The following is a 26147-nucleotide window of genomic DNA, read 5'->3' on the forward strand; positions in this document are numbered from 1 at the left end:
TGCTGCAGGTGTATTTCTCGGTGGCGCACAACCCCACCCAGCTGAACTATCAGGGTCCGGATCACGGCACCCAGTACCGCTCGACCGTCTTTGCCAGCAATGACGAGCAGGCCAAGGTCGCCAAGGCCTATATCGACCAGCTCGCTGCCGCCAACATCTTCCCCGGACCAATCGTCACCACGATTGAAACCGGCAAGGCGTTTTACCCGGCCGAACAGTACCACCAGGACTTTTTGACCCTGAACCCGACCTATCCCTACATTGCCTACAACGATATTCCCAAGGTCGAGAACCTCAAGGCGCTGTTCCCCAAGGAATACGCGGATACCCCGGTTCTGGTTGGCCAGCTCTAGGCACCGATCGCGATTGAATACCCGAACCCGGCTGCGTGGATCGCGCGGCCGGGTTCGGTTTGTCTGGTTGGCGCAGCGCGCCACATATATTATGCAGGGGCAGGGCGGTTTGGCCCGCGCATGGAGTTGATCTGAGATGGCGGCATCGGCCCGGCTGAATATCCTGGCCTTCAGCGGCAACACCCATCGCCCGTCCAGATCGTGGAATTTGGCTGAACTGATCGCGCGCCGCGTGCAGTCTCACCTCGACGCCGATGTGACCCATCTCGATATCGTCGATGCCGGCCCCGGCCTGGGCGCGGCCTATCTGCGCAGCCAGTTGGACCGTCAGGCGCTGGCCGTGATCGAGGCCATCGAGCAGGCCGATATCCTGGTGGTGACCAGCCCGGTCTACAAGGGCTCCTATACCGGCCTGTTCAAGCATGCCTTCGATTTCATCGACATGCAGGCCCTGACCGGGCGGCCGGTGATCCTGTCGGCCAGCGGCGGTGGCCAGCGCCATGCGCTGGTGGTCGAGCACCAGATGCGGCCATTGTTCGGCTTTTTCTCGGCCCTGACCATCCCGACGGCGATCTATGCCGATGACGCCAGTTTCGAAGATGGCCAGCCGGCAGAGCCTGACCTGCTGGCGCGCATCGAACTGGCGGCGACCCAATGCGCGGCACTGGTCGATTCGGGCGTCGCCTCGCTTGCCCGCGACCATCGAAGCGAAGGCGTGGCCGCCAGGGTCGTGCCGATCAAGGGCTGAAGCCGGCGCCCAACCCCCTTCTGTTGCAGATGGGCCACGCTCGGGGCGTGCCTTGTTTTGGCCGGCTGACAGACCAACTTTGCCCGCATCCCTCGGCAAATCTGGATCGACCGGCGTTTTGGCTGCGGTTTCAATTCCGCAATTTTAGCCAGAGGTCGCCGGAACAGCACGGACGGAACATTTGCGGGTCTCGCTACGTTGCTCCGTGAGGACAGTCCGAACCAGGAGAACAGCGATGCGCATGTTCAAGACTTTCGCGATCGCCGCGCTGGCGGCCTCTGCCACCACCGGCGCTTTTGCCGCCGATATCATCACCGTGCCGACATCCACGCCCGTCGAGATGCCTGTCGCCGAACCGGCCGGGTTCGATTGGAATGGCTTTTACGCCGGCGTTTATGGCGGCTTGCAGGGCAGCCCTGTTGGCGGACAGCAGTATGGGTTGGGTGTGGACGCTGGTGTCAACACCACATTCGATTTCTACCTGCTGGGCGCTGAAGTGGCCGTTCACGGCCTGACCGGTGGCGTTGGCAATACCAGCTATGGTCAAATCCTGGGCCGGGCCGGGCTGATCGTTACTGACGATGTGGTCGCTTATGGCGCTGCTGGTTATGGCATCGATCTTGGTGTGCCGGCAGAGAGCGATTTCCTGCTTGGTGGCGGTGTCGAGCTTGCGGTGACGGATGCTGTCTCAGTGCGGGCGCAATACCTGCATGGCTTCCCGATCACCGGGGGCAATCAGAAGGATCAGTTTACCGTAGGCGCAAATTATCACTTCTGATCCGCTCGTGATTCTGCTTTAACAAGGGCTCCGCCAAGGCGGAGCCCTTGGCGTTTGTAAGTTGCTGCCTGAGTCTGAATTTCAAGCGTCCACAACCGAACACAAATGCGGCATCCCGTCGCCGCAGGGCAGGGATGCCCCGCTTGCAAATTGGTAAAATGTGTCTCAAATTGGGCCTAATTAGTCCCTTTCACGCAACACCTGCCCCCAAATGGTCATCGAACATTATCCGCGCTGACCAATTTGATCTATTGTGGGGTTGTCACGCCCCCGCGGGTGAGTCATTTAACGTCTCGACTACGGCTAATTCTATGGAGTGCAAGATATGTTTGTACGTTCTCTCTCGCTCGGCGTTGTCGCCGCAGCACTGATGGCTTCGGGTGCTTATGCAGCCGACCTGATGATCCCGACCACCCCGCAGCCAATCGTTGAAGCCTCGGGCTTCTCGTGGGATGGCCTCTACGCTGGTGTTGAAGCTGGCGGCGTATTCAACGGTACCCCAGCTGTTGCTGGTCTGGCTGCTGGTTCGACCCAGGGCGTCATCGGCGGCGTCGTCGGTGTGAACTTCACCGTTGCTGCTCCGGTCGTCGTTGGCCTGGAACTGCAGGGTGACTACGTGTTCGGTTCGGGCAAGGACTCCGGTCTGTTCCTCGCGCTGGCTCACGTTGGCGTTGTCGCAACTGACAACGTTCTGGTTTACGCAGCAGGCGGCGTTGGCGGTTCGAGCACTGCTGGCGTTTCGACCGGCGTCTATGCTCTGGGCGCTGGCGTTGACGTTGCCGTCACCGACAACGTTTCGGTTCGTGGTGAAGTCCTCGGCCTCGGTGATTTTGACGGCGCTGCCGACAACTTCTTCGAATCCGCCAAGGCAACCGTCGGCGTGTTCTACCACTTCTAATTTGCGACACTGCAAATCTGGTTCCGGCGACCTCGCCTGAGCCAAGACCAAGATGTCTTGCAAACACCAGTCGGCGAATCGCAAAGCGGTTCGCCGATGTTGTTTAGCGACAAAAGGCTCCGCCATGGCGGGGCCTTTTCTATTTTGTGCTCGATCGACCTGTCCGGAAGCACCCGTTGCAGGCGCCTCCAGCATCGCCGCTTCCCAAGGCAGCGAAGATACAGCTGAAGTTATGCGGTTACGTTCGGCACCCCGGCGAGCTTTGGCCTCGGTGGTGCCGACTCTAGTCGATCATGGCAAGTTTGGTTTTGCCTGAGACTGACGAATCGCATCGCGATTGGTCCAAGGTTGACACGATAAATGGCTTCGCTCCGGCGGGGCCTTTTTGGTTTTGGGCCTTGCGGTTCATCCTGGCCGTTTAGCCGGTAATTTTGCCCCACAGCGAGGTTTGCGGTTTTGCGTCGGCTTGCGCTATTCCGGGAATTTAGTCGCGCAGAAGCAGGCGGTTGGGCAGCATTTTGGAATAAATTGCCACGCTCAAAATGCCAAGAAACATGATGTTTCGGTTCATATTTTCTTTCCCTTGAAACGGGCTTGGGGAAGGTCTAAGCCCTAGCCATCCGTTACCGCGTCGGTACGCTTGCCCAAATTGCTCGCGTCACTCACGTGCCCGGTCGCCAGACCGGCTAGAACACACAGGCTGCCGCATGACTGATTTGCTCAGCGACTATCTGCCGATTGTCATCTTCCTTGCCCTCGCGGGTGTGATTTCTCTGGCTCTGCTCGTCGCGCCATTCGTTCTGGCGGTGAAGAACCCGGACCCGGAAAAGGTCTCGGCCTACGAATGCGGCTTTGACGCATTCGACGACGCGCGCATGAAGTTCGACGTGCGGTTTTACCTGGTGTCGATCCTGTTCATTATCTTCGATCTGGAAGTGGCCTTCCTGTTTCCCTGGGCCGTGGCCTTCAAGGATGTCGGCTGGTTCGGCTTCTGGTCGATGATCATCTTCCTCGGCGTTCTAACCGTCGGGTTTATCTACGAGTGGAGCAAAGGAGCCCTGGAATGGGATTGAGCGAGAACACCGGCACGCTGGTCGCACCGCAGCCCAAGGGCATTCTGGATCCGCGTACCAATAAGCCTTTCGGATCGGACGACCCGTTTTTCACCGACATCAATGACGAACTGGCCGACAAGGGCTTCCTCGTCACCGCCACCGACGATCTGATCAACTGGGCCCGTACTGGCTCGCTGATGTGGATGACCTTTGGCCTGGCCTGCTGCGCCGTCGAGATGATCCAGATGTCGATGCCGCGCTATGACGCGGAACGCTTCGGTTTTGCCCCGCGCGCCTCACCACGCCAGTCGGACGTGATGATCGTGGCAGGCACCTTGACCAACAAGATGGCCCCGGCGCTGCGCAAGGTTTACGACCAGATGCCGGAGCCGCGCTACGTCATCTCGATGGGCAGCTGCGCCAATGGCGGCGGCTACTATCACTATTCCTATTCGGTGGTGCGCGGCTGCGATCGGATCGTGCCCGTCGATATCTATGTGCCTGGCTGCCCGCCAACGGCGGAAGCTCTGCTTTATGGTGTGCTGCTTCTGCAAAAGAAGATCAGGCGCACCGGCACCATCGAACGTTAGGACTGCGGACCATGGCAGACGAACCCCAGGTCGATCCCTTGCCGGAGACTCCCGTGCATCCGCTCGTAGCGCTTGGCGATCATATCGCCACCGCGCTCGGCGATGTGGTGCTTGGCCAGCAGCTCAGCTTCGGCGAATTGACGCTGACCGTCACCCGCGAGTCGATCGTGGATGTGGCGACCTTCCTGCGCGACGATGCGCAGTGCCGGTTCATCAGCTTTGTCGACATTTGCGGCGTCGATTTCCCGGAGCGCGATGAGCGTTTCGAGGTGGTCTATCACTTCCTCAGCCCGCACAAGAATACCCGTATCCGCATCAAGCTGGCTGCTGACGACACCGTACCGGTACCCAGTATTACCGGCGTGTTTGTTGGCGCCGAATGGTTCGAACGCGAAGCCTATGACCTCTACGGCATCCTGTTCTCGGGACACCCCGATCTGCGCCGCATCCTGTCGGATTATGGCTTTGACGGCCATCCGCTGCGCAAGGACTTCCCGCTCACCGGGTTTGTTGAAACCCGCTACGACGAAGAACGCAAGCGCGTGGTCTATGAGCCGGTGAAACTGGCGCAGGAATTCCGCTCCTTTGACTATCTGTCACCTTGGGAGGGTACGGATTACGTGCTGCCCGGCGACGAGAAGGCCAAGCAATGAGTACCGAAGCTGACGTCCGCACGTTCAACATTAACTTTGGCCCGCAGCACCCTTCTGCGCATGGTGTTTTGCGCCTGGTGCTGGAGCTGGATGGTGAAATCGTCGATCGCGTCGATCCCCATATCGGCCTGCTGCATCGCGGCACGGAAAAGCTGATCGAGCAGAAGACCTATCTGCAGGCCGTGCCGTATTTCAATCGCCTCGATTACGTGGCGCCGATGAACCAGGAGCATGCTTTTGCCCTGGGCGTCGAGCGGCTGCTTGGCATCACCGTGCCGATGCGCGGCCAGTTGATCCGCGTGCTCTATGCCGAAATCGGCCGCCTGCTGTCGCATCTGCTCAACGTCACCTCGCAGGCCATGGACGTTGGCGCGCTGACCCCGCCGCTGTGGGGTTACGAGCAGCGCGAAATTCTGATGGGCTATTATGAGCGCGCTTCGGGTGCCCGCATGCATGCCGCCTATTTCCGGCCCGGTGGCGTGCATCAGGATCTGCCGCAGGATCTGGTCGATGACATTGACGGCTTCTGCAAGAGCTTCCCGCAGGCCCTCAAGGATATTGATGGCCTGATTACCGAAGGCCGCATCTTCAAGCAGCGCAATGTCGATATCGGCGTCGTGACGCTGGACCAGGCCTGGGCCTGGGGTTTTTCGGGCGTCATGGTGCGTGGTTCGGGCGCTGCCTGGGATCTGCGCAAGAGCCAGCCTTACGATTGCTATGCCGATATGGAATTCGACATTCCGGTCGGCACCAATGGCGATTGCTACGATCGCTACCTGATCCGCATGGAAGAAATGCGGCAGTCGGTGCGCATCATGCAGCAATGCATCGACAAGCTGAACAAGCCCGAAGGCAAGGGTCCCGTGGCCTCGACCGACGGCAAGGTGGTTCCGCCCAAACGGAGCGAGATGAAGCAGTCGATGGAAGCGCTGATCCATCACTTCAAGCTTTACACCGAGGGCTACAAGGTTCCGGCCGGCGAAGTGTACGCCGCCGTGGAAGCCCCCAAGGGCGAATTCGGGGTCTATGTGGTTTCCGACGGCACCAACAAGCCGTATCGCTGCAAGATTCGCGCGCCGGGCTTTGCCCATTTGCAAGCCATGGATTTCCTCTGTCGCGGCCACATGCTGGCTGACGTTGCGGCCATCCTTGGCTCACTTGATATCGTGTTCGGAGAGGTTGATCGCTGATGGTTGCGCGTCGCCTAGCGGAAGATTCGGTTCAGCCGGCTTCCTTCGCCTTTAGCAATGACAACGCCAAGTGGGCGGAATGGAAGATCGGCCTGTATCCGGCTGGACGCCAGCAGTCGGCTGTTATCCCCCTGCTGATGCGTGCTCAGGATCAGGACGGCTGGATTAGCCGCGCCACGATCGAAACCATCGCCGACATGCTCGGTATGGCCTATATCCGCGTGCTGGAAGTGGCGACGTTCTATACCCAGTTCCAGCTGCAGCCGGTTGGCTCCAAGGCCCATATCCAGGTCTGTGGCACGACGCCCTGCATGTTGCGCGGCGCTGAAGCGCTGATCGACGTCTGCAAATCCAAGATCCACCGCGACCCGCACCACCTCAGTGCCGATGGCACTTTGAGCTGGGAAGAAGTCGAGTGCATGGGCACCTGTGTGAACGCGCCAATGGTTGCGATCTATCACGATACCTATGAAGACCTGACCGCGGAGCGGTTCGAGGAAATCGTCGAAGAGTTTCGTTCAGGGCGCGGCGACGCAGTCAAGACCGGCACCCAGATCGACCGCGTGACCTCGGCTGCCGAACAGGGCCAGACCACGCTGCTGATCAAGCCGACAGCCACCCGCGAAAAGTTCATTCCGCCCGCACCACCTCCGGCTCCGCCAGGTGCTGCGCCTGCTGCAGCTGCTCCTGCAGCACCGTCGGTGACGCCGCCGCCAGCTGCCGCGCCAGTAACCGCACAGGCCGCAACCAGCGCTGCCAAGCCACGCGACGTGACCGAAGAATCGGCCCCCGCGCTCAAGGGCACGCCCGCTGCTGCCAAGGTGTCCAGTGCCAAGGCCGATAGCGAACGTCTCGCCGCCAACGCTGCCGCCAATGCCAATGGCAAACCCAACAAGGCGATGCGCGAAACCGCGGTCGGCGCCGAGTCGCCCGCCGGCAAGATTGACGGCGGCAAGGCCCCCGGCAAGAAGGTGCGTTCCGCGCCAGCCGATGGCGCCATCGCCGGCGGCACTGCCACCGCGGCACCGATTATCGCCCCTAAGGCTTCACCTACGGAAGTTAATCCGGTGGCTGAAAAGGGTGGTGCTGCTTCGCTGTTCCCGGCTCCCGAGGGTCCGGCGGATGATCTCAAGCTGATCTCCGGCGTCGGCCCGGCGCTCGAAGCGCGGATGAACAGCCTTGGCATCACCAAGTGGCTGCAAGTCGCCGCCCTGACCCCTGAAAATATTGTTGCCGTTGAAAGCAGCCTGGGATTCAAGGGCCGGATCGCCCGCGACAACTGGCTGGCACAGGCCGACGCGCTGGCGCGCGGTGGCGAGGCCGAATATGTCCGCGTCTTCGGCAAGAAGCCGCGGTAGGAGTGAACGATGCTCGCTGATAAAGACCGCATTTTCACCAATCTCTACGGCCAGCACGACTGGACGCTGGCTGGCGCGCGCGAACGCGGCGCCTGGGTTGGCACCAGGGAATTCATGGATTCCGGCCGTGACTGGATCACCAATGAAGTCAAGGCCTCGGGCCTGCGTGGCCGTGGCGGCGCCGGTTTCCCGACCGCGCTGAAATGGACCTTCATGCCCAAGGTCAATGACGGTCGCCCGCATTACCTGCTGGTCAATGCCGACGAATCCGAGCCTGGCACCTGCAAGGACCGCGATATCCTGCGCCACGATCCGCACCATCTGGTCGAAGGCTGCCTGCTGGCCGCCCGCGCCATGGATGCGCACCTGGCCTTCATCTATGTGCGCGGCGAATTCATCCGCGAACGCCAGCACCTCGAACACGCCGTTCAGGAAGCCTATGACGCCAAGCTGATCGGCAAGGACAATATCCACGGCTGGGACCTGGACATCATCGTCCACCACGGCGCCGGTGCCTATATCTGCGGCGAAGAAACCGCATTGATGGAATCGCTGGAAGGCAAGAAGGGCCAGCCGCGCCTCAAGCCGCCATTCCCGGCCGGCATGGGCGTCTATGGCAACCCGACCACCGTAAACAACGTGGAATCGATTGCCGTCGTCCCCGAAATTCTGCGCCGCTCCGGTGCCTGGTTTGCCTCCATCGGCCGCGCCAACAATACCGGCACCAAGCTGATGTGCGTGTCGGGCCATGTGAACAAGCCGGCGACCTTCGAAGAAGCCATGGGCGTCACCTTCGAAGAGATCATCGAAAAGCATTGCGGCGGTATCCGTGGCGGCTGGGATAACCTGCTGGCCGTGATCCCCGGCGGCGCTTCGGTGCCGTGCGTGCCGGGCCACAAGATCCGCAACGCGGTAATGGATTTTGACGGTCTGCGTGAAGTGGGGTCGTCCCTCGGCACTGCTGCCGTGATCGTCATGGACAAGCAGACCGACATCATCAAGGCCATCTGGCGCCTCTCGGCTTTCTACAAGCACGAAAGCTGCGGCCAGTGTACGCCGTGCCGTGAAGGCACCGGCTGGATGATGCGCGTCATGGAACGCATGGTCGAAGGTCGCGCCCAGAAGCGCGAAATCGACATGCTGTTCGAAGTGACCAAGCAGATCGAAGGCCACACTATCTGTGCGCTCGGCGATGCTGCTGCCTGGCCGATCCAGGGCCTGATCCGTAACTTCCGTCACGTCATCGAAGAGCGCATCGATCAGTATACCTATTCCTCGACGTCCGATGGCGCCGTGCCGTCGATTGCGGCGGAGTAGGCGATGGCGCAACCCGAAACCGCTCCAGCCAAAACAGATAGCGCCTACACCAAGACGGACATGATCATTGTCCGTGCAACGGCGACAGTATTCTGGGTCGGCGTCGGCCTTCTGGTGGCGGGTATTGCCGGCGGCGGGATTGGGTTGGCTTTATTTGCCGTGATTGGCCTGGGCGGTTCCGCTTGGTCGATCTGGGGCAAGGATAAATTTTCGGGCTATCTTCGGGTGCCCGGCTACATCCTGCATGGGGTGTTGGCAGTGTTGAACTTGTTTTAGGTAGCGGCAGAGACCATGGCAAATATCAAGGTCGACGGGAAACTCGTCGAGGTCCCCGATTACTACACGCTGATGCAGGCGGCGGAAGCCGCAGGCGCGGAAATCCCGCGTTTCTGCTATCATGAGCGTCTGTCGGTCGCCGGCAATTGCCGCATGTGCCTGGTCGAAGTCAAAGGTGGCCCACCCAAGCCGCAGGCGTCCTGCGCCATGGGCGTCAAGGACTTGCGTCCGGGCCCGAACGGCGAACCGCCAGAAATGTTCACCAACACGCCGATGGTCAAGAAGGCCCGCGAAGGCGTGATGGAATTCCTGCTGATCAACCATCCGCTCGATTGCCCGATCTGCGATCAGGGCGGCGAATGCGATCTGCAAGACCAGGCCATGGCCTATGGCGTGGACAAGAACCGCTTTGCCGAAAACAAGCGCGCCGTCGAAGACAAATACATTGGCCCGCTGGTCAAGACCTCGATGAACCGCTGCATCCATTGCACGCGTTGCGTCCGCTTCACCACCGAAGTCGCCGGCATTGCCGAAATGGGCCTGCTCGGTCGCGGCGAAGACGCCGAGATCACCACCTATCTCGAAAAGGCGCTGACCAGCGAGCTGCAGGGCAACGTCATCGATCTGTGCCCGGTTGGCGCACTGACCTCCAAGCCTTATGCCTTCCAAGCCCGTCCGTGGGAACTGAACAAGACCGAGTCCATCGACGTGATGGATGCCGTTGGTTCCAACATTCGCGTCGATAGCCGTGGTCGTGAAGTGATGCGCGTGCTGCCGCGCGTCAACGAAGCGATCAACGAGGAATGGATTTCCGACAAGACCCGCTTCATCTGGGACGGTCTCAAGAACCAGCGTCTTGATCGCCCCTATGTCCGCAAGGGCGGCAAGCTCAAGCCCGCCAGCTGGGACGAGGCGCTGTCGACCGTCGCCGCCGCCATCAAGAAGGCCGGCAGCAAGGTCGGCGCCATCGCTGGCGATCTGGCCGGCGTCGAGGAAATGTTCGCGCTCAAGGCGCTGCTGGCCTCGATCGGCTCGGGCATGACCGACGTTCGTCCGGCCATGTCGGGGATCGATCCGTCGATGCCGCGTTCGGCCTATATCTTCAATCCCACCATTGCCGGGATCGAACAGGCCGACGCCATCCTGATCATCGGCACCAATCCGCGCAAGGAAGCGGCGCTGATCAATGCCCGCATCCGCAAGACCTGGCGCGCCAAGGGCCTGCCGATTGCCGTGATCGGCGAACGCGCTGACCTGACCTATAATTACGCCTATCTCGGCGAAGGCTTCGAAACCCTGGCCGATCTGGCTGCGGGCAGGGGCGAATTTGCCGAGACGCTGGCCAATGCCAAGAACCCGCTGGTCATCGTTGGCGAAGGCGCTGTCTCGCATGGCGCTGCCGGCAGCAAGCAGATCGGCCGCGACACCATCGCGCTGGCTGCCAAGCTTGCCTCCGGCGCCAATGTCGCCGAAGGCTGGAACGGTTTTGCGCTGCTGCACAACGCCGCCAGCCGCGTCGGCGGCATCGACATCGGCTTCGTGCCCCATGATGGTGGTGTCTGCTCGGCCGACCAGATCGGTCTGGCCGGCAAGGGCGAACTCGACGTGCTGTTCCTGCTCGGCGCCGACGAATACGATATGACGGCGATGGGCAAGGCACTGGTGGTCTATATCGGCACTCATGGTGACAAGGGCGCCCACCGCGCCGACGTCATCCTGCCGGCGGCGACCTACACCGAAAAGTCGGCCACCTATATCAATACCGAGGGCCGCGTGCAGATGACCACCCGCGCGGTGTTCGCGCCGGGCGAAGCCAAGGAAGACTGGGCCATCATCCGCGCCCTGTCCGGCGTGATGGGCAAGCCGCTGCCGTTCAATTCGCTGAACCAGTTGCGCGCCGCTATATACGCTCAGTATCCACACCTTGCCCGCATCGACACCATCGCTGCCGGATCGGTTGCCGATGTCGCCAAGCTGGGCAAGGCCGCAGTCAAGACCAAGTCAGCCAAATTCAACCTGCCGGTTGCCGATTTCTACCTGAGCAATCCGATTGCGCGGGCCTCGGCCACTATGGGCGAATGCGCCGCTATTGCCGCCGGCGTGCGGCAGGCAGCGGAGTAGGGGAGCGTTATGGACTTCATTCTTCAAGCGCTCGATTACCTGCTTGGTGTCCCCGGCCTCGGCGGCACGCAGATTGGCTTTGTCTATAAGGTTCTGCTGCTGCTCGTCGCGCTGCTGATCTTTACCGCTTATATCCTGCTCGCCGACCGCAAGATCTGGGCCGCAGTGCAGATCCGTCGCGGACCCAACGTCGTTGGTCCGTTTGGCCTTTTGCAGTCGTTCGCCGACCTGCTCAAGTTCGTGCTCAAGGAGCCGGTGATCCCTGCTGGCTCCGACAAGGTGGTGTTCCTGCTCGCCCCCTTCGTTTTGGCCATGCTGGCGCTTGCCGCCTGGGTGGTGGTGCCGATCGACCAGGGCTGGGCGCTGTCCGACATGAATGTCGGCATCCTTTACCTGCTGGCGATCTCCTCACTGGGTGTCTATGGCATCATCATGGGCGGCTGGGCCTCGAACTCGAAGTATCCGTTCCTCGGTTCGCTCCGGTCGGCGGCGCAAATGGTGTCCTATGAAGTCTCCATCGGCCTCGTCATTATCACCGTGCTGCTCTGCGTCGGTTCGCTGAACCTGACCGACATCGTGGTGGCGCAGAAGGAAATGGGCCTCGCCCACCTGATCGGCCTGCCACAACTGACGTTCCTCAACTGGTTCTTCATTCCGCTGTTCCCGATGTTCGTGGTGTTCTTCATCTCGGCCCTGGCGGAAACCAACCGTCCGCCATTCGATCTGCCCGAGGCGGAATCCGAACTCGTGGCCGGCTTCATGGTGGAATACTCGTCGACGCCATACCTGCTGTTCATGCTGGGCGAGTATATCTCGATCATCATGATGTGCGCGCTGACCACCATCCTGTTCCTGGGTGGCTGGGCGTCGCCGCTCGATATACCGCCCTTCACCTGGATTCCGGGCGCTATCTGGTTCATCGGCAAGACCTCGTTCGTGTTCTTCATGATCGCCATGGTCAAGGCCTTCGTACCCCGTTATCGCTATGACCAGTTGATGCGTCTGGGCTGGAAAGTGTTCCTGCCGCTGTCGCTGTTTTCGGTCATCGTCGTCGCTTTCATTCTTCAGCTCACGGGCTGGGGCTGGCATGGAGGGGTTGCCTGATGGGAGCCGTCCGCTTTCTCAATTCGCTGCTGCTGCGGGAATTCGTTTCGACGTTTTTCCTGGCGATGAAGTATTTCTTCAAGCCCAAGCCGACGATCAACTACCCCTTCGAAAAGGGCCATGTCAGCCCGCGCTTCCGCGGCGAACATGCGCTGCGCCGTTATCCCAACGGGGAAGAGCGCTGCATCGCCTGCAAGCTGTGTGAAGCGATCTGCCCGGCCCAGGCCATCACCATCGAAGCTGGCCCGCGTCAGAACGACGGCACCCGCCGCACCGTGCGCTACGACATCGACATGGTGAAGTGCATCTATTGCGGCTTCTGCCAGGAAGCCTGCCCGGTGGATGCCATCGTCGAAGGCCCGAACTTCGAATTTGCAACAGAAACCCGCGAAGAGCTCTACTTTTCCAAAGAGCGGCTCTTGGCGAACGGCGACCGGTGGGAGCGCGAAATTGCGCACAACCTGTCCGCCGACGCTCCGTATCGCTGAGAGGGAAGACGATGAGCCTTCCGCAGTTCTTCTTCTACGTGTTCTCGACCATCGCCGTAATCTCGGCGCTGATGGTCATTTCCTCGCGCAACCCGGTCCATTCGGTGTTGTTCCTGATCCTGGTATTCCTCAACGCCTCGGGCCTGTTCCTGCTGGCGGGGGCGGAGTTCCTGGCGCTGCTGCTGATCGTGGTCTATGTCGGCGCGGTCATGGTGCTGTTCCTGTTCGTGGTCATGATGCTCGATGTCGATTTCGGCTCGATGCGGCAGGGCATTCTGCAATACATGCCGATCGGCGTGGTCATCGGGGTCATCCTGCTGCTTGAACTGGTGCTGGTCGCGGGCAGCTTCGTGGTGGCGCCGCAACTGACGGGTGCTGCGGCTTTGCCCATCGACATGGGCGTCCAGAATACCAAGGCGCTGGGCCTGGTGATTTACACACGCTACGTCTTCCTGTTCCAGGGCGCTGGTGCGGTGCTGCTGGTGGCCATGATCGGCGCCATCGTTCTGACGCTGCGCCACAAGGTCAACATCAAGCGGCAGGACCCGGTGCGCCAGGCGGCGCGCAAGCCAGCCGATGCGATGAAAGTTGTCAAAGTCAAAAGCGGTCAAGGGTTGTAGGGGACAGAACATGGGCTTGGAAATCGGGCTCGGTCATTACCTGACCGTAGCGGCAATCCTGTTCACGCTGGGCGTGTTCGGCATCTTTTTGAACCGCAAGAACGTCATCATCATCCTGATGTCGATCGAACTGATCCTTCTAGCGGTCAACCTCAACTTCGTGGCCTTTTCGGCCGCGCTCAACGATCTGCAGGGCCAGGTGTTCGCGCTGCTGATCCTGACGGTCGCAGCGGCGGAAGCCGCCATCGGCCTCGCCATTCTGGTTATTTTCTACCGTAACCGCGGCTCCATCGCGGTCGACGACATCAACATGATGAAGGGCTAAAGGCTCGCCATGATCCAAGCGATTGTTTTTTTGCCCCTGATCGGCGCGCTGGTGGTTGGCCTGCTCGGCAGCCGCCTCGGCCATCGTAACTCTGAATACATCACCACCGGTCTGCTGATCGTGTCGGCCGTGCTGAGCTGGGTTGTCTTCCTGCCTGTCGCATTCGGCAGCGGGTTAGTGGGTGCCGTGGCCGAAGGCCATGCCGAGGTACTCAAGGTGCCGGTCGCCCGCTGGATCCAGGTCGGTGACATGGATTTGCGCTGGGTGCTGCGCATCGATACGCTGACTGCCATCATGCTGGTCGTGGTCAACACGGTGTCGAGCCTGGTTCACGTCTATTCCATCGGCTACATGCACGAAGACCCGCATCGCTCGCGTTTCTTTGCTTACCTGTCGCTGTTCACCTTCGCCATGCTGATGCTGGTGACTGCCGACAACTTCCTGCAGATGTTCTTTGGCTGGGAAGGCGTGGGCCTCGCGTCCTATCTGCTGATCGGTTTCTGGTACACCAAGCCGTCGGCTACCGCGGCGGCGATGAAGGCGTTCATCGTCAACCGCGTCGGCGACTTCGGCTTCGCGCTTGGCATCTTTGCTGCCTTCATGGTGCTGGGCCACATTGATTTCGATGGGGCGTTCCATGCGGCCGAAGGACTCAACAAGGACGCCATGCCGGTCATGCACTTCCTGTCATGGAATCTCGATGCCATGACCGTGGTGTGCCTGCTGCTGTTCATGGGCGCCATGGGCAAGTCGGCGCAGTTCCTGCTGCACACCTGGCTGCCGGACGCCATGGAAGGCCCGACCCCGGTGTCGGCGCTGATCCATGCCGCAACCATGGTCACCGCCGGGGTGTTCATGGTGGCGCGCCTGTCGCCACTGTTTGAAACCTCGCCGACCGCGCTGACCTTCGTTTTGGTCATCGGTGCCATCACTGCGTTCTTTGCCGCCACCGTCGGTCTGGTGCAGAACGACATCAAGCGCGTCATCGCCTATTCGACCTGCTCGCAGCTCGGCTACATGTTCGTGGCTTTGGGGGCAGGGGCGTATTCGGCGGGCGTGTTCCACCTTTTTACGCACGCCTTCTTCAAGGCGCTGCTGTTTTTGGGCGCCGGCGCGGTGATCCACGCCATGCACCACGAGCAGGACATGCGCAACATGGGCGGCCTCCGCCACAAGATCCCGATCACCTACGCCATGATGCTTATCGGCACCTTGGCGCTGACCGGTGTCGGCATTCCGGGCACCGATTTCGGTTTTGCCGGGTTCTTCTCCAAGGACTCGATCATCGAAACTGCCTACGCCGTCGGTGGCAATGCCGGGACGTTCGCGTTCTGGTCTTTGGTCGTGGCGGCGCTGTTCACCAGCTTCTACTCCTGGCGCCTGATCCACCTGACCTTCCACGGCACGCCGCGTCCGGCTGTCGGGCATGATCACGCCGCCGAAGAGCCAGACGATCACGTGGCCCATGACCACGCGGATCACGGCAGTGCTTATGACCACGCCCATGAATCGCCCAATGTCATGCTGGTGCCGCTTTATGCGCTGGCTGCCGGCGCCGTTCTGGCCGGTGTGGTCTTCTACGGCATGTTCTTCCACGACGTTGAGCACATCGACCACTTCTTCAAGGGTGCCGTGGTGGTCAACAAGGAATTCATCGAGTCGGTACACGAAGTGCCGTGGCCGGTGAAGTGGTCGGCGACCATTGCCATGATCCTGGGTTTTGTTGCCGCCTGGTACATGTACATCCGCGATCCGCAGATGCCCAAGCGCCTCGCCGATACCAATCCGGGCCTCTACAAGTTCCTGCTCAACAAGTGGTACTTCGACGAGCTATACGACTTCATCTTCGTCAAGCCGGCGCTGTTTATCGGTCGTCAGCTGTGGCAGCAGTTCGATGACAAGATCATCGACCAGACGCTGACCGAAGGGGCAGGCCGCCGCGTGCAGAACGTCACCTCATGGGTGGTCAAGCTGCAGTCGGGCTACCTTTACCACTATGCCTTCGCCATGCTGATCGGCATCGCGGCTCTCCTGACCTGGGCCATCGCGGCCGGGGGACTGATCTGATGACCTTCGACAATTCCATCCTGACGCTCCTGACCTATCTGCCGCTGGCCGGGGTCGTTATCCTGCTGCTGACGCCCAAGACGGCGCTCGATGCGATCCGCTGGATCGCCCTGGCGACCTCGCTGGTGGTGTTCGCGCTGTCCCTGCTGATGTGGCGCGCCTTCGACGCCTCCAATGCTGGCTTCCAGTTCGTGGTCAACGTGCCATGGATCGGCGACAGTATCGGCTATCGTGTCGGCGTCGACGGTATCTCGATGCTGTTCGTGGTGCTCTCGGCGCTGCTGATGCCGTTCTGTGTACTGGCCAGCTGGCGCTCGGTCGAAGTGCGCCTGCGCGAATACATGATCGTCTTCCTGATCCTGGAAACACTGATGATCGGGGTGTTCACCACGCTCGATCTGGCGATGTTCTACGTGTTCTTCGAAGGCACGCTGCTGCCGATGTTCCTGATCATTGGTATCTGGGGCGGCAAGCGCCGTATCCAGGCCAGCTACAAGTTCTTCTTTTATACCTTCACCGGTTCGGTGCTGATGCTGCTGGCTATCATGGCCATGTATTGGAATGCCGGCACCACCGACATTTCCAAGCTCCTGACCCATGAATTCCCGGCCCAGATGCAGGGCTGGCTCTGGGTGGCGTTCTTTGCCTCGCTGGCCGTCAAGATGCCGATGTGGCCGTTCCACCGCTGGTTGCCGGAGGCGCACGTTGAAGCGCCAACGGCTGGCTCGGTGATCCTGGCCGCCATTCTGCTCAAATTGGGCGGCTACGGCTTCCTGCGCTTCTCGCTGCCGATGTTCCCCGATGCGTCGCATTACTTCGCGCCGTTCGTGTTCACCCTGTCGGTCGCGGCCATCATTATCACCTCCCTGATCGCGCTGGTGCAGACCGACGTCAAGAAGCTGATCGCCTATTCGTCCGTTGCCCATATGGGCTTTGTGACCATGGGCATCTTCGCTGCGAACAACCTGGGCATCCAGGGTGCGATGTTCCAGATGATCTCGCACGGCTTCGTCTCCGGTGCGCTGTTCCTCTGCGTCGGCGTGATCTACGACCGTATGCACACCCGCGATATCGCCGCCTATGGCGGCCTGGTCGAGCGGATGCCGCATTACGCCGTGGCCTTCATGATCTTCACCATGGCCAATGTCGGGCTTCCCGGCACGTCCGGCTTTGTCGGCGAGTTCCTGACCATGCTCGGCGTGTTCCAGGTCAATACCTGGGTGGCGTTCTTTGCCGCCTTCGGCGTGATCTTCTCGGCGTGCTACGCGCTTTGGCTCTACCGCCGGGTGATCTTTGGCGCACTGACCAAGGAAGCCCTCAAGGGCATCCTCGATCTGGACCTGCGCGAAAAGATCATTTTGTACCCGCTGATCGTGCTGACCATCGTGTTCGGCTTCTATCCCGCGCCTATTCTCGATGCCACCGCGGCTTCGGTCGATGCGCTCGTATCCCATTACACAGCTTCGCTGGACGCACCCGCGCCTGCCGAAGCCGCCGTAGCGCATTAGGAGGGGACCAATGGGTTCCGAAATCACGTCCTTCGCCAGCCTGGCTCCGGTCTATCCGGAGATCGCCGTCGCGATTGGCGCCGTCATCCTGCTGCTGCTCGGCATTGTCCTGAACAAGGAAAAGTCGATCAGCGTCAACTATCTGGCCATCGTCCTGCTGCTGGCCGTTGCCGTACTGGTGCTGGTGCAGCCCGCTGATGGCGTGCTGTTCTCTGGCACCTTCATCGCCGACGGCTTCTCGCGCTACATGAAAACCCTGGTGCTGGGCGGTTCGGCCTTCTCGCTGATGCTGGCTTTGCCGCATGCCGAGGAAAACGGCGTCCACAAGTTCGAATATGCGGTGCTGGCGCTGCTGGCCACGCTGGGCATGATGATGATGGTTTCGGCCAACGATCTCATGACCCTCTACGTCGGCGTCGAGCTGCAGTCCCTGGCGCTCTATGTCGTCGCCGCGATCAAGCGCGACGACAGCAAGGCGACCGAAGCCGGCCTGAAGTATTTCGTGCTGGGCGCGCTGTCGTCCGGCATGCTGCTTTACGGTGCATCGCTGGTCTATGGCTTTACCGGCACCACCAATCTGCCGGCCATCCTGGCGCAGATCGCGGCCGAAGGCCGTTCCATCGGCCTGGTGTTCGGCATCGTCTTCCTGCTGGCCGGCGTCGCCTTCAAGATTTCGGCCGTACCGTTCCATATGTGGACGCCCGACGTGTACGAAGGTGCTCCGACCCCGGTGACGGCTTTCTTTGCCACCGCACCCAAGGTTGCGGCCATGGCGCTGATGGTGCGGCTGACCGCCAACACTTTCTCGCCGATCGCCCATGATTGGCAGCAGATCATCATCTTCCTGTCGATTGCCTCGATGGTGCTCGCCGCGTTCGCCGCCATCGGCCAGAAGTCGATCAAGCGACTGATCGCCTATTCGTCCATTGGCCATGTCGGCTTCGCGCTTGTCGGCCTGTCGGCTGCCAACGTAGGCGGCGTTGAAGGCGTGGCCATCTATATGGCGATCTATGTGACCATGACGGTTGGCCTGTTCGCCTGCCTGCTGTCGCTGCGCACCGAAGACGGCCAGGTGGAAAACATCGACGATCTGGCAGGCGTTGCCCAGACCCGTCCGTTTGTTGCTGCCATCATGGCGGTGCTGATGTTCTCGCTGATCGGCATGCCGCCGCTGGCGGGGTTCTTTGCCAAGTGGCACGTCTTCCTCGCTGCTATCCAGGCCCAGCTCTATGTGCTGGCGGTGATCGGCGTGCTCGCCTCGGCGGTCAGCGCGTTCTATTACCTGCGCGTCGTCAAGACGATGTATTTCGATGAGCCCAAGGCCAAGTTCGCTGCGGTTCCCAACGAACTCACCATCATCATGGCGGTTTCGGGTTTCCTGGTCATCACCTACTACTTCACCGTGGGCGGACCGCTTGCCAGCGTGGCGCACATAGCCGCGGGAAGCCTGTTCTAGGTGACCGGCTTTACCCTTGGGCCCAAAGCTCGCGCGGCCGGCTATCGCCTGCGTAGCTTTGAAGCCATAGGCTCGACCAATACAGAAGCGCTGGCGGCAGCCGCTGCCGGCGACCCAGGTGGTATCTGGTTTGTCACGCCGCAACAGACCGCAGGCCGGGGCCGTCGTGGCCGCGTCTGGGTCAGCCCACCAGGCAATCTGGCAGCTACGCTCTTGATTGTTCCCGATGCCGACCCATCTTCGGTTGCAACGGTCGGCTTCGTTGCGGGCGTTGCCTTGAACCTGGCGCTGTCATCCATCCTGCCCGAGGGCACGGTGCGTGTCGGTATCGACGGCGCCGATGGTAAACCAGCCCGCATCGCGCTCAAATGGCCCAATGACGTGCTGGCTGACGGTGCCAAACTGGCCGGCATCGGGCTGGAAGCGCAAAAACTCGACGATGGCCGTCACGCAATTGCCGTCGGCATTGGTGTCAATGTGGTTGCAGCGCCCACCGGATTGCCGTATCCCGCCACCAGTCTGGCCGAGTTGGGCACCCCCCGTTCGGCACAGCAGGTATTTGAAGCGCTCAGCGACGCCTGGGTCGAGATGTTCGGCATCTGGGCCGATGGTCGCGGGATTGCCGACGTTCTGACCCATTGGCGCCGGTCCGCAGCTGGTATCGGCGCGCCGGTCGCCGTCAATCAGAACGGCGAGATCGTGCGCGGCATTTTTGAAACCATCGACGACGCAGGACGGCTGATCGTCCGCGCCGACAACGATCAACGCATCGCCATCACAGCCGGCGATGTCCATTTTGGGGCAACGGCCAGCGCCCGAAGCTGACCACACATTACGGCGTACGCGACAGGCTGGGCGAAAGGTCCCATTGCCCGGACCGGCGCATTTTATAAGGACTAATACAACCCATGGCTAAAAACCAAAGGGACGAACTCGTCTTCGTACCGCTCGGCGGCGTTGGCGAAATCGGCATGAACATGGCCGCTTACGGCTTCGGCCCGGAAAAGACCCGCAAGTGGATCGTGGTCGATTGCGGCGTGTCGTTCGGCGATCCGAGCCTGCCAGGCATCGAGCTGATCATGGCCAATCCGGAATTTCTGGAGGAGCGCGCCGATGACGTTTTGGCGCTGATCCTCACCCACAGCCACGAAGACCATTACGGCGCCGTGCTGGACCTGTGGCCCAGCTTCGACAAGCCGGTCTATGCTACCCCGTTCACCTCCGCCATGCTGGCCGCCAAGCGGGCAGGGGATGGCATTGTCGACAATGTCGACGTCAAGATCATGCGCCCGGGCAAGCCGTTCACCGTCGGCCCGTTCACCATCGAGGCGATCAACGTTGCCCACTCGATTCCCGAGAGTAACGGTCTGCTGATTACCACGCCGATTGGCCGCGTGCTGCACACCGGCGACTGGAAGCTCGACCCGACCCCGGTTGGCAATGCACCCACCGACGTCGCGCGCCTGCAGCAGATCGGCGAGGACACGTCGACGCCACTGGCGCTGATTTGTGACTCAACCAATGCGATGAAGGACGGCTCAAGCCCGAGCGAGGCCGAAGTCGGCGCCAATCTTGCGGCCATGATCGCCGACGCGCCCCATCGTGTTGCCGTCACCACCTTCGCTTCGAACGTTGGCCGGGTGATCTCGATTGCCCGCGCCGCTGAAAAGGCCGGCCGCCAGGTCGTGCTGTCGGGCCGCTCGCTGCACCGTATTACCGGCATTGCCCGCGAACTGGGCATGCTCGAAGGCGCGCCGATCATGCATGACCAGGACATGTATCGCAGCCTGCCGCGCAACAAGATCGTGCTGATTTGCACCGGCAGCCAGGGCGAGCCGCGTGCGGCCATCGCCCGCATCGCCCGTGGCGAACATCCGGTGATCGATCTCAATGCCGGCGACCGGATGATCTTTTCGTCCTGGGCCATTCCGGGCAATGAGCGCGAAGTCATCGACATCCAGAACATGCTGATCGATCGCGGCATCGACGTGATCACGCAGAATGATGCGCTGGTCCATGTCACCGGCCACCCGCGCCGCGAAGAACTGCGCCGGCTCTATAGCTGGGTGAAGCCCAACGTACTGGTGCCTGTGCACGGCGAGGCCGCGCATCTGGAGGCCCATGCCAAGCTCGGCCGCAGCGAAGGCATCGAGAACGTCATCTCGGCCCGCAATGGTGACATGGTGCGCCTGTTCCCGGAGCCAATGTCGCATCCCGGCGAAGTGCGCACCGGCGAGCTGTATCTCGATGGCCTCGTGCTCTGCACGCCGGAAGAAAGCGGCGTCAAGGGCCGTCGCCGGCTGTCGTTCGGTGGCCACATCGTTGTCTCTATCGCCGTCAATGGCGGCGGCCAGGTGGTATCGGGTCCGGACTTCGTCATCGAAGGCCTGCCGGAAACCGAGGATGAATCGCTCAACGAACTGCTGGAAACCACGATCAGTGGCGTGTTGAAAAGCGTGCCGCCCAAGCGCCGCAGCGACACCGAGGTATTGAATTCGGCGCTGTTCAAGGCCATCCGCAACGAAGTGAACGCCTATTGGGGCCGCAAGCCCAACGTCACCGTCTTCGTCCACCGCGTTTAGGGACACCAATCATGCCTATCGGCAGCTATATCGCAGTCTATTTTATCGTTTGGTGGATCTGCCTGTTCATGGTGCTGCCGTTCAAGGTGCGCAGCCAGATCGAGGACGGCGTCGTCGTCCCGGGTACCGATCCCGGGGCGCCAACCCTGTCCCGCATCGGCCCCAAGATGCTGATCAATACAGGGCTTGCCGCCGTGGTGACGCTGCTGCTCTTTTGGGCGCTATCGGCGCCTTGGCTGCAGGAATATTTCAGGTAGGCGGTTCGTCCGCCTACCGCCTCTTCTTCTCCGCCGGTAGCGCATGGCGCCACGCCATTTCCAATGCGGCGTGCAATTCGGCCTCATCGACATTGGCCAGCGTCAGCGTGGTCCAGCCCTGTTTGCCCCAGGCATTCGGCACCGGCGCGAAGGCATCTGCCGCAACCAGGCATTTGAACTCCTGCTCGTCTGGCAACAGCTTCAAATTTGCCGTCAGCCCATCCGCGGCGAGCGTGGTGTAGATCCGCTTCACCCGAAAGGCGGCGCGGTCAAAATGGGGCGCTTCGACGGTGTCGGCCAGCGCCATCGCAACTCTTCGAAACGCGCGGTCATCAACCATTTCTGCAGGGCTCTTTTTGAACAGAGTGGGGCATTTTTACATCGCCGTCAAAACTGGCGAGAAACGCCCGATCCTGTCAAAAATTGGGCGCTGGAACGTTCCAAATCGCCGCAAAATCGTCCTGACTGACGCTGTAAACTGCGTTAACCCGCAACATCAGGGTCTCTCACTAAGCCATTGAGCAAAAACAAAAAAGCAGGGCACTAGGCCCTGCTTGGATGAGTTTGTTCGACAATACGTTGGTCTTAGGCACACCGAGGTGGCGGCCAACGCTCCTCCCTTGACGTTGTCGACGTCCGGCGGTTTTTGCCGCCTTTGTTTTATTGAGGAGGACCATATCACAAGAAATGGCCCTGTCACGCAAAATCTGCATGGCATCCATGCTTGCAACGGGTGGACGAGTACGATTTGAGTGGGCATCAACAAAAGCCAAGAATCAAACCAACAGTCGAAGCCTTTCCGGAGTTGCCATGCGCCTTTCCCAATACTTTTTGCCGGTGCTGCGCGACACTCCAAAAGAGGCCGAAATCGTCTCGCATCGCCTCATGCTGCGCGCCGGCATGATCCGCCAGCAGGCCGCCGGTCTCTATTCCTGGTTGCCACTCGGCTACAAGGTTTTGATGAAGGTCCAGAAGATCATCGAGGAGGAGCAGAACCGCTCCGGTGCGATCGAAATGCTGATGCCCACCATCCAGTCGGCCGATCTATGGCGCGAAAGCGGCCGCTACGAAGCTTATGGCAAGGAAATGCTGCGCATCGAAGACCGGCACGAGCGCGAATACCTCTATGGTCCGACCAATGAGGAAATGATCACCGACATTTTCCGCACTTACGTAAAGTCCTACAAGGACTTGCCGCTGAACCTCTACCACATCCAGTGGAAGTTCCGTGATGAGGTGCGTCCCCGCTTCGGCACCATGCGCAGTCGCGAATTCCTGATGAAGGACGGCTACTCGTTCGACCTGAGCAAGGAAGATGCGGTCAAGGCCTATGAACGCGTCTTCGCCTCTTACCTGCGCACCTATCGCCGCATGGGCCTTACGGCCATTCCGATGCGCGCCGATACCGGCCCCATTGGTGGCGACCTGAGCCACGAGTGGATCGTCCTGGCCGATACCGGCGAAAGCGCCGTGTTCTGCGATCGTCGCCTGCTCGATAAGCCTATTCCCGCCAGGGATACCGATTTCCGTGGCGATCTGAAGCCGGTCTTTGATGACTGGACCTCGCTCTATGCCGCCACCGAAGAAATGGTGGATATGGCCGAGTACGAGGCGGCCGTACCCGAGGAACATCGGGTTTCGGCGCGCGGCATCGAAGTCGGCCATATTTTCTACTTCGGGACCAAGTATTCAGAGCCGATGAAGGCAACCGTGACCGGTTCCGACGGCAAGGAAATTACCGTGCATATGGGCTCTTACGGCATCGGCCCGACCCGGTTGGTGCCCGCCATCATTGAAGCATTCCACGATGACTCCGGCATTGTCTGGCCAGTCAGCGTTGCCCCGTTCGAGGCGGTGCTGATCAACCTCAAGGCTGGCGACGCGGAATGCGACGCTGCGTGTAGCGCGCTTTATGCCGAATTGAATGCTGCCGGCATCGACATGCTCTATGACGACCGCGATCAGGGCGCCGGCGCCAAGTTCACCACTGCCGATCTGATCGGCATTCCCTACCAGCTGATCCTGGGGCCACGCGGCCTCAAGTCCGGCGAGGCCGAAATCAAGCACCGCCAGACCGGCGAACGCGAAACCCTGCCGATTGCGGCAGCGGTCGCGCGGCTCAAGGGCCTGATTGAACCGCAAAGGCGGAATGACATTTGACCGAACAGGCAGCGGCTGCACCGACGACCGGTACGCGCGCGTTCTCGCGCTTTGAATGGATCATCGCCGGCCGCTACCTGCGGGCGCGCCGCAAGGAGGCGTTCATTTCGGTGATCGCCAGCCTGACCATGGTCGGTGTCGCCATCGGCGTGGCCACGCTGATCGTGGTGATGTCGGTGATGAACGGCTTTCGCGAGGAATTGCTCAGCAAAATCCTCGGGCTGAATGGTCACTTCACCGCTTTCCCGATCGAACAAAAGTTCACCGACTACAAGGAAACCGTCGACGCCCTGCAGCAGGTCAACGGCGTCAAATTTGCGGTCTATTACGCCGAAGGGCAGGTGCTGGCCTCCGGCGCCGGCCAATCCACCGGCGTCACCGTGCGCGGCATGGACGAAGCCAATCTCGAAAAACTCGATCTGCTCTATCACAGCGCCGAGCAAGGCGGCTTCGATAGCTGGGACCAGTCCAAGGGCGTCGCCATCGGCTATCGGCTGGCGCAAACCCTGGGCGTCGGTATCGGCGATTCCGTGACGCTGATCAGCCAGGATGGTCCCAAGACCCCGTTCGGCAATACGCCGCAGTTCCGCTCGTACAAGGTCGATGTGATCTTCAACCTCGGCATGGTCGAGTTCGACAGCTTCTACATGTATATGCCGCTGCAACTGGCGCAGAACTATTTCAAGCTCTACGACGACGTGCTCAAGCCCGGCCAACCGCCGCTTGATCCGCTGGCGACCGACGCAGAAATCGACGCCGCCTATACCCGCGTCTATCGCGCCACGGCCGCGGAAATCTTCATCGACGACCCCGACAACACTGCTGTCATGCGCCAGCGGCTGCAAGCCGATCCCAAGGCGCGGCCACTGATCCTGACCGATTGGCAGCAGCGCAACGAAACCTTCTTTTCGGCACTGCAGGTCGAGCGGGTGGTGATGTTCACCATCCTCTCGATGATCATCGTGGTGGCGGCGTTCAACATCATTTCCAGCCTGATCATGCTGGTGAAGGACAAGGGCGGCGATATCGCCGTGCTCCGCACCATGGGCGCCACGCGTGGCTCGATCATGCGCATCTTCTCGATGACCGGCACCGCCATCGGCCTGATCGGCACCGGCACCGGGCTGGTGCTTGGCCTGATCGTTGCCGCCAATGCCGAAGCGCTGCGCTCGGCGGTGTCCAACACGCTCGGTGTGGCGATCTTTCCGCCCGAAGTGTTCTTCCTGTCGTCGCTGCCGTCCAAGATCGATCCGATGGAGGTGACCGTGGTCATTTCCCTGTCGCTGGGCCTGAGCTTCCTTGCCACCATCTATCCGGCCTGGCGCGCCGCCCAATACGATCCGGTTGAGGCACTGCGCTATGAATAGTCCGCATCTGGTTCTGCGCGACGTCCACCGTCACTACGGCGAAGGCGACAAGATGGTGCGCGTGCTCGAAGCCGCCAACCTGACAGTGGCCAGCGGCGAACTGGTGGCCCTGGTGGCCCCGTCGGGAGCCGGCAAGTCGACGCTGCTGCACCTGTGCGGCCTGCTTGAAATCCCGCAGCGCGGCGAAGTCGAAATCACCGGCATTCCCACCAGCACGCTCGGTGACCGTGGCCGCACCCAGCTGCGCCGCAGCACGGTGGGCTATGTCTATCAGTTCCACCACCTGCTGCCCGAATTCACCGCGCTCGAAAACGTCTCCATGCCGCAATTGATCGCCGGCAAGTCGCAGAAGCAGGCGGACGTCCGCTCGATGGAACTGCTGGAAATCCTCGGCGTCGCGCCGCGCGCCACCCACCGACCCGCCGAACTCTCCGGCGGCGAACAGCAACGCATCGCCATCGCCCGCGCCGCCGCCAACCGCCCGCGCGTCATCCTGGCCGATGAGCCGACCGGCAACCTCGATCCCGCCACCAGCGACCTGGTGTTCGAAGCGCTCAAGACGCTGATCAAGGAAGTGGGCGCCGCCGCCCTCATCGCCACCCACAACCACGATCTGGCGCGCCGCGCTGACCGCATCGTGACGCTGCGGGATGGCCTGGTGGTCGATCACACACTGTGACGGCAGCCTGAACCGGCAATTTCCGCCGTCATCGGCAAAACTTGCTCTGCCAAAATGCGAAACCGCCCGTAAGCGCGGTCTCACACCCCCGAATCACTTGGCATGCCGCTTGCTACCAGAGGGATATCTGGGGGCGACGACGACCATCATGATCCAAATAGCGCAGCTGCGGCGCGGCCTTTCGGCTGCCGCATGGA

The 26147-nt window shown here is 61.0% G+C and carries 26 protein-coding genes; 25 read left to right on the forward strand and 1 reads right to left on the reverse strand.

Annotated elements, in window-relative coordinates; translation table 11 throughout:
• The 22 genes from ABIT12_RS11525 to ABIT12_RS11630 form a co-directional block, all read left to right on the forward strand.
• On the forward strand, window positions 1-353 hold a 353-nt coding region (locus tag ABIT12_RS11525), incomplete at its 5' end, for a peptide-methionine (S)-S-oxide reductase (RefSeq protein ID WP_348043629.1).
• 136 nt (window positions 354-489) lie between these two features.
• Window positions 490-1101, forward strand: coding sequence for an FMN reductase (gene msuE / locus ABIT12_RS11530; protein WP_348043631.1), 612 nt, complete (start codon window positions 490-492; stop codon window positions 1099-1101).
• 235 nt (window positions 1102-1336) lie between these two features.
• On the forward strand, window positions 1337-1879 hold the full coding sequence (locus ABIT12_RS11535) for a porin family protein (RefSeq protein WP_348043633.1): 543 nt from the start codon (window positions 1337-1339) through the stop codon (window positions 1877-1879).
• Between the two features lie 325 nt (window positions 1880-2204).
• Complete coding sequence (locus ABIT12_RS11540; protein WP_348043635.1) at window positions 2205-2777, forward strand: hypothetical protein; 573 nt, start codon at window positions 2205-2207, stop codon at window positions 2775-2777.
• Window positions 2778-3484: 707 nt separating this feature from the next.
• A complete protein-coding gene (locus ABIT12_RS11545; protein WP_348043637.1) occupies window positions 3485-3850 on the forward strand; it encodes an NADH-quinone oxidoreductase subunit A in 366 nt (121 codons plus the stop codon).
• The gene (locus ABIT12_RS11550; protein ID WP_348043639.1) at window positions 3841-4422 is read left to right on the forward strand and encodes an NADH-quinone oxidoreductase subunit B family protein; all 582 of its coding nucleotides are present in this window, start codon (window positions 3841-3843) and stop codon (window positions 4420-4422) included. The genes ABIT12_RS11545 and ABIT12_RS11550 overlap by 10 nt, the downstream gene beginning before the upstream one ends.
• 11 nt (window positions 4423-4433) lie before the next feature.
• Entirely contained in the window at window positions 4434-5075 is a 642-nt protein-coding gene (locus ABIT12_RS11555; protein WP_348043641.1) for an NADH-quinone oxidoreductase subunit C, read from the forward strand.
• The gene (locus tag ABIT12_RS11560; RefSeq protein ID WP_348043643.1) at window positions 5072-6265 is read left to right on the forward strand and encodes an NADH-quinone oxidoreductase subunit D; all 1194 of its coding nucleotides are present in this window, start codon (window positions 5072-5074) and stop codon (window positions 6263-6265) included. Before ABIT12_RS11555 ends, ABIT12_RS11560 begins: the two co-directional genes overlap by 4 nt.
• Window positions 6265-7623, forward strand: coding sequence for an NADH-quinone oxidoreductase subunit NuoE (gene nuoE / locus ABIT12_RS11565; protein ID WP_348043645.1), 1359 nt, complete (start codon window positions 6265-6267; stop codon window positions 7621-7623). The genes ABIT12_RS11560 and nuoE overlap by 1 nt, the downstream gene beginning before the upstream one ends.
• 9 nt (window positions 7624-7632) lie before the next feature.
• Complete coding sequence (gene nuoF / locus ABIT12_RS11570) at window positions 7633-8940, forward strand: NADH-quinone oxidoreductase subunit NuoF (protein WP_348043647.1); 1308 nt, start codon at window positions 7633-7635, stop codon at window positions 8938-8940.
• 3 nt (window positions 8941-8943) lie between these two features.
• Complete coding sequence (locus tag ABIT12_RS11575) at window positions 8944-9216, forward strand: hypothetical protein (protein WP_348043649.1); 273 nt, start codon at window positions 8944-8946, stop codon at window positions 9214-9216.
• 15 nt (window positions 9217-9231) lie between these two features.
• The gene (gene nuoG / locus ABIT12_RS11580) at window positions 9232-11337 is read left to right on the forward strand and encodes an NADH-quinone oxidoreductase subunit NuoG (RefSeq protein WP_348043651.1); all 2106 of its coding nucleotides are present in this window, start codon (window positions 9232-9234) and stop codon (window positions 11335-11337) included.
• A gap of 9 nt (window positions 11338-11346) precedes the next feature.
• Window positions 11347-12441, forward strand: a complete 1095-nt coding sequence (nuoH, locus tag ABIT12_RS11585; RefSeq protein ID WP_348043653.1) for an NADH-quinone oxidoreductase subunit NuoH — start codon at window positions 11347-11349, stop codon at window positions 12439-12441.
• On the forward strand, window positions 12441-12929 hold the full coding sequence (gene nuoI, locus ABIT12_RS11590) for an NADH-quinone oxidoreductase subunit NuoI (RefSeq protein WP_348043655.1): 489 nt from the start codon (window positions 12441-12443) through the stop codon (window positions 12927-12929). Before nuoH ends, nuoI begins: the two co-directional genes overlap by 1 nt.
• A gap of 11 nt (window positions 12930-12940) precedes the next feature.
• Window positions 12941-13549, forward strand: a complete 609-nt coding sequence (locus ABIT12_RS11595) for an NADH-quinone oxidoreductase subunit J (RefSeq protein WP_348043657.1) — start codon at window positions 12941-12943, stop codon at window positions 13547-13549.
• Window positions 13550-13565: 16 nt separating this feature from the next.
• Window positions 13566-13874: an NADH-quinone oxidoreductase subunit NuoK gene (gene nuoK, locus ABIT12_RS11600; RefSeq protein WP_348043739.1), complete on the forward strand. Its 309-nt coding sequence runs from the start codon at window positions 13566-13568 to the stop codon at window positions 13872-13874.
• A 9-nt stretch (window positions 13875-13883) separates the two neighbouring features.
• The gene (gene nuoL, locus ABIT12_RS11605; protein WP_348043659.1) at window positions 13884-15941 is read left to right on the forward strand and encodes an NADH-quinone oxidoreductase subunit L; all 2058 of its coding nucleotides are present in this window, start codon (window positions 13884-13886) and stop codon (window positions 15939-15941) included.
• The gene (locus ABIT12_RS11610) at window positions 15941-17449 is read left to right on the forward strand and encodes an NADH-quinone oxidoreductase subunit M (protein ID WP_348043661.1); all 1509 of its coding nucleotides are present in this window, start codon (window positions 15941-15943) and stop codon (window positions 17447-17449) included. Before nuoL ends, ABIT12_RS11610 begins: the two co-directional genes overlap by 1 nt.
• A gap of 10 nt (window positions 17450-17459) precedes the next feature.
• A complete protein-coding gene (gene nuoN / locus ABIT12_RS11615) occupies window positions 17460-18905 on the forward strand; it encodes an NADH-quinone oxidoreductase subunit NuoN (protein ID WP_348043663.1) in 1446 nt (481 codons plus the stop codon).
• Complete coding sequence (locus ABIT12_RS11620; RefSeq protein WP_348043665.1) at window positions 18906-19730, forward strand: biotin--[acetyl-CoA-carboxylase] ligase; 825 nt, start codon at window positions 18906-18908, stop codon at window positions 19728-19730.
• 83 nt (window positions 19731-19813) lie between these two features.
• A complete protein-coding gene (locus tag ABIT12_RS11625) occupies window positions 19814-21487 on the forward strand; it encodes a ribonuclease J (RefSeq protein WP_348043667.1) in 1674 nt (557 codons plus the stop codon).
• An 11-nt stretch (window positions 21488-21498) separates the two neighbouring features.
• Window positions 21499-21744, forward strand: a complete 246-nt coding sequence (locus tag ABIT12_RS11630) for a DUF1467 family protein (protein ID WP_348043669.1) — start codon at window positions 21499-21501, stop codon at window positions 21742-21744.
• Between the two features lie 13 nt (window positions 21745-21757).
• On the opposite strand, the gene ABIT12_RS11635 is transcribed toward ABIT12_RS11630, so the two are convergent.
• The gene (locus ABIT12_RS11635; RefSeq protein ID WP_348043671.1) at window positions 21758-22051 is read right to left on the reverse strand and encodes an MmcQ/YjbR family DNA-binding protein; all 294 of its coding nucleotides are present in this window, start codon (window positions 22049-22051) and stop codon (window positions 21758-21760) included.
• Between the two features lie 503 nt (window positions 22052-22554).
• Between ABIT12_RS11635 and proS the strand changes: the two genes are divergently transcribed.
• Genes proS through ABIT12_RS11650 form a run of 3 tightly spaced genes read left to right on the forward strand, consistent with a single transcriptional unit; the run spans window position 22555 to window position 25950 of the window.
• Window positions 22555-23904, forward strand: coding sequence for a proline--tRNA ligase (gene proS / locus ABIT12_RS11640; protein WP_348043673.1), 1350 nt, complete (start codon window positions 22555-22557; stop codon window positions 23902-23904).
• Window positions 23901-25271 (forward strand): ABC transporter permease, encoded by a 1371-nt coding sequence (locus tag ABIT12_RS11645; RefSeq protein ID WP_348043677.1) that lies wholly within the window; start codon window positions 23901-23903, stop codon window positions 25269-25271. The genes proS and ABIT12_RS11645 overlap by 4 nt, the downstream gene beginning before the upstream one ends.
• Window positions 25264-25950, forward strand: a complete 687-nt coding sequence (locus tag ABIT12_RS11650) for an ABC transporter ATP-binding protein (protein ID WP_348043679.1) — start codon at window positions 25264-25266, stop codon at window positions 25948-25950. Before ABIT12_RS11645 ends, ABIT12_RS11650 begins: the two co-directional genes overlap by 8 nt.
• The last annotated feature ends 197 nt before the right edge of the window (window positions 25951-26147 follow it).

Origin of the sequence: Devosia sp., assembly GCF_039927955.1 — a bacterium.
Classification (GTDB): Bacteria; Pseudomonadota; Alphaproteobacteria; order Rhizobiales; family Devosiaceae; genus Devosia.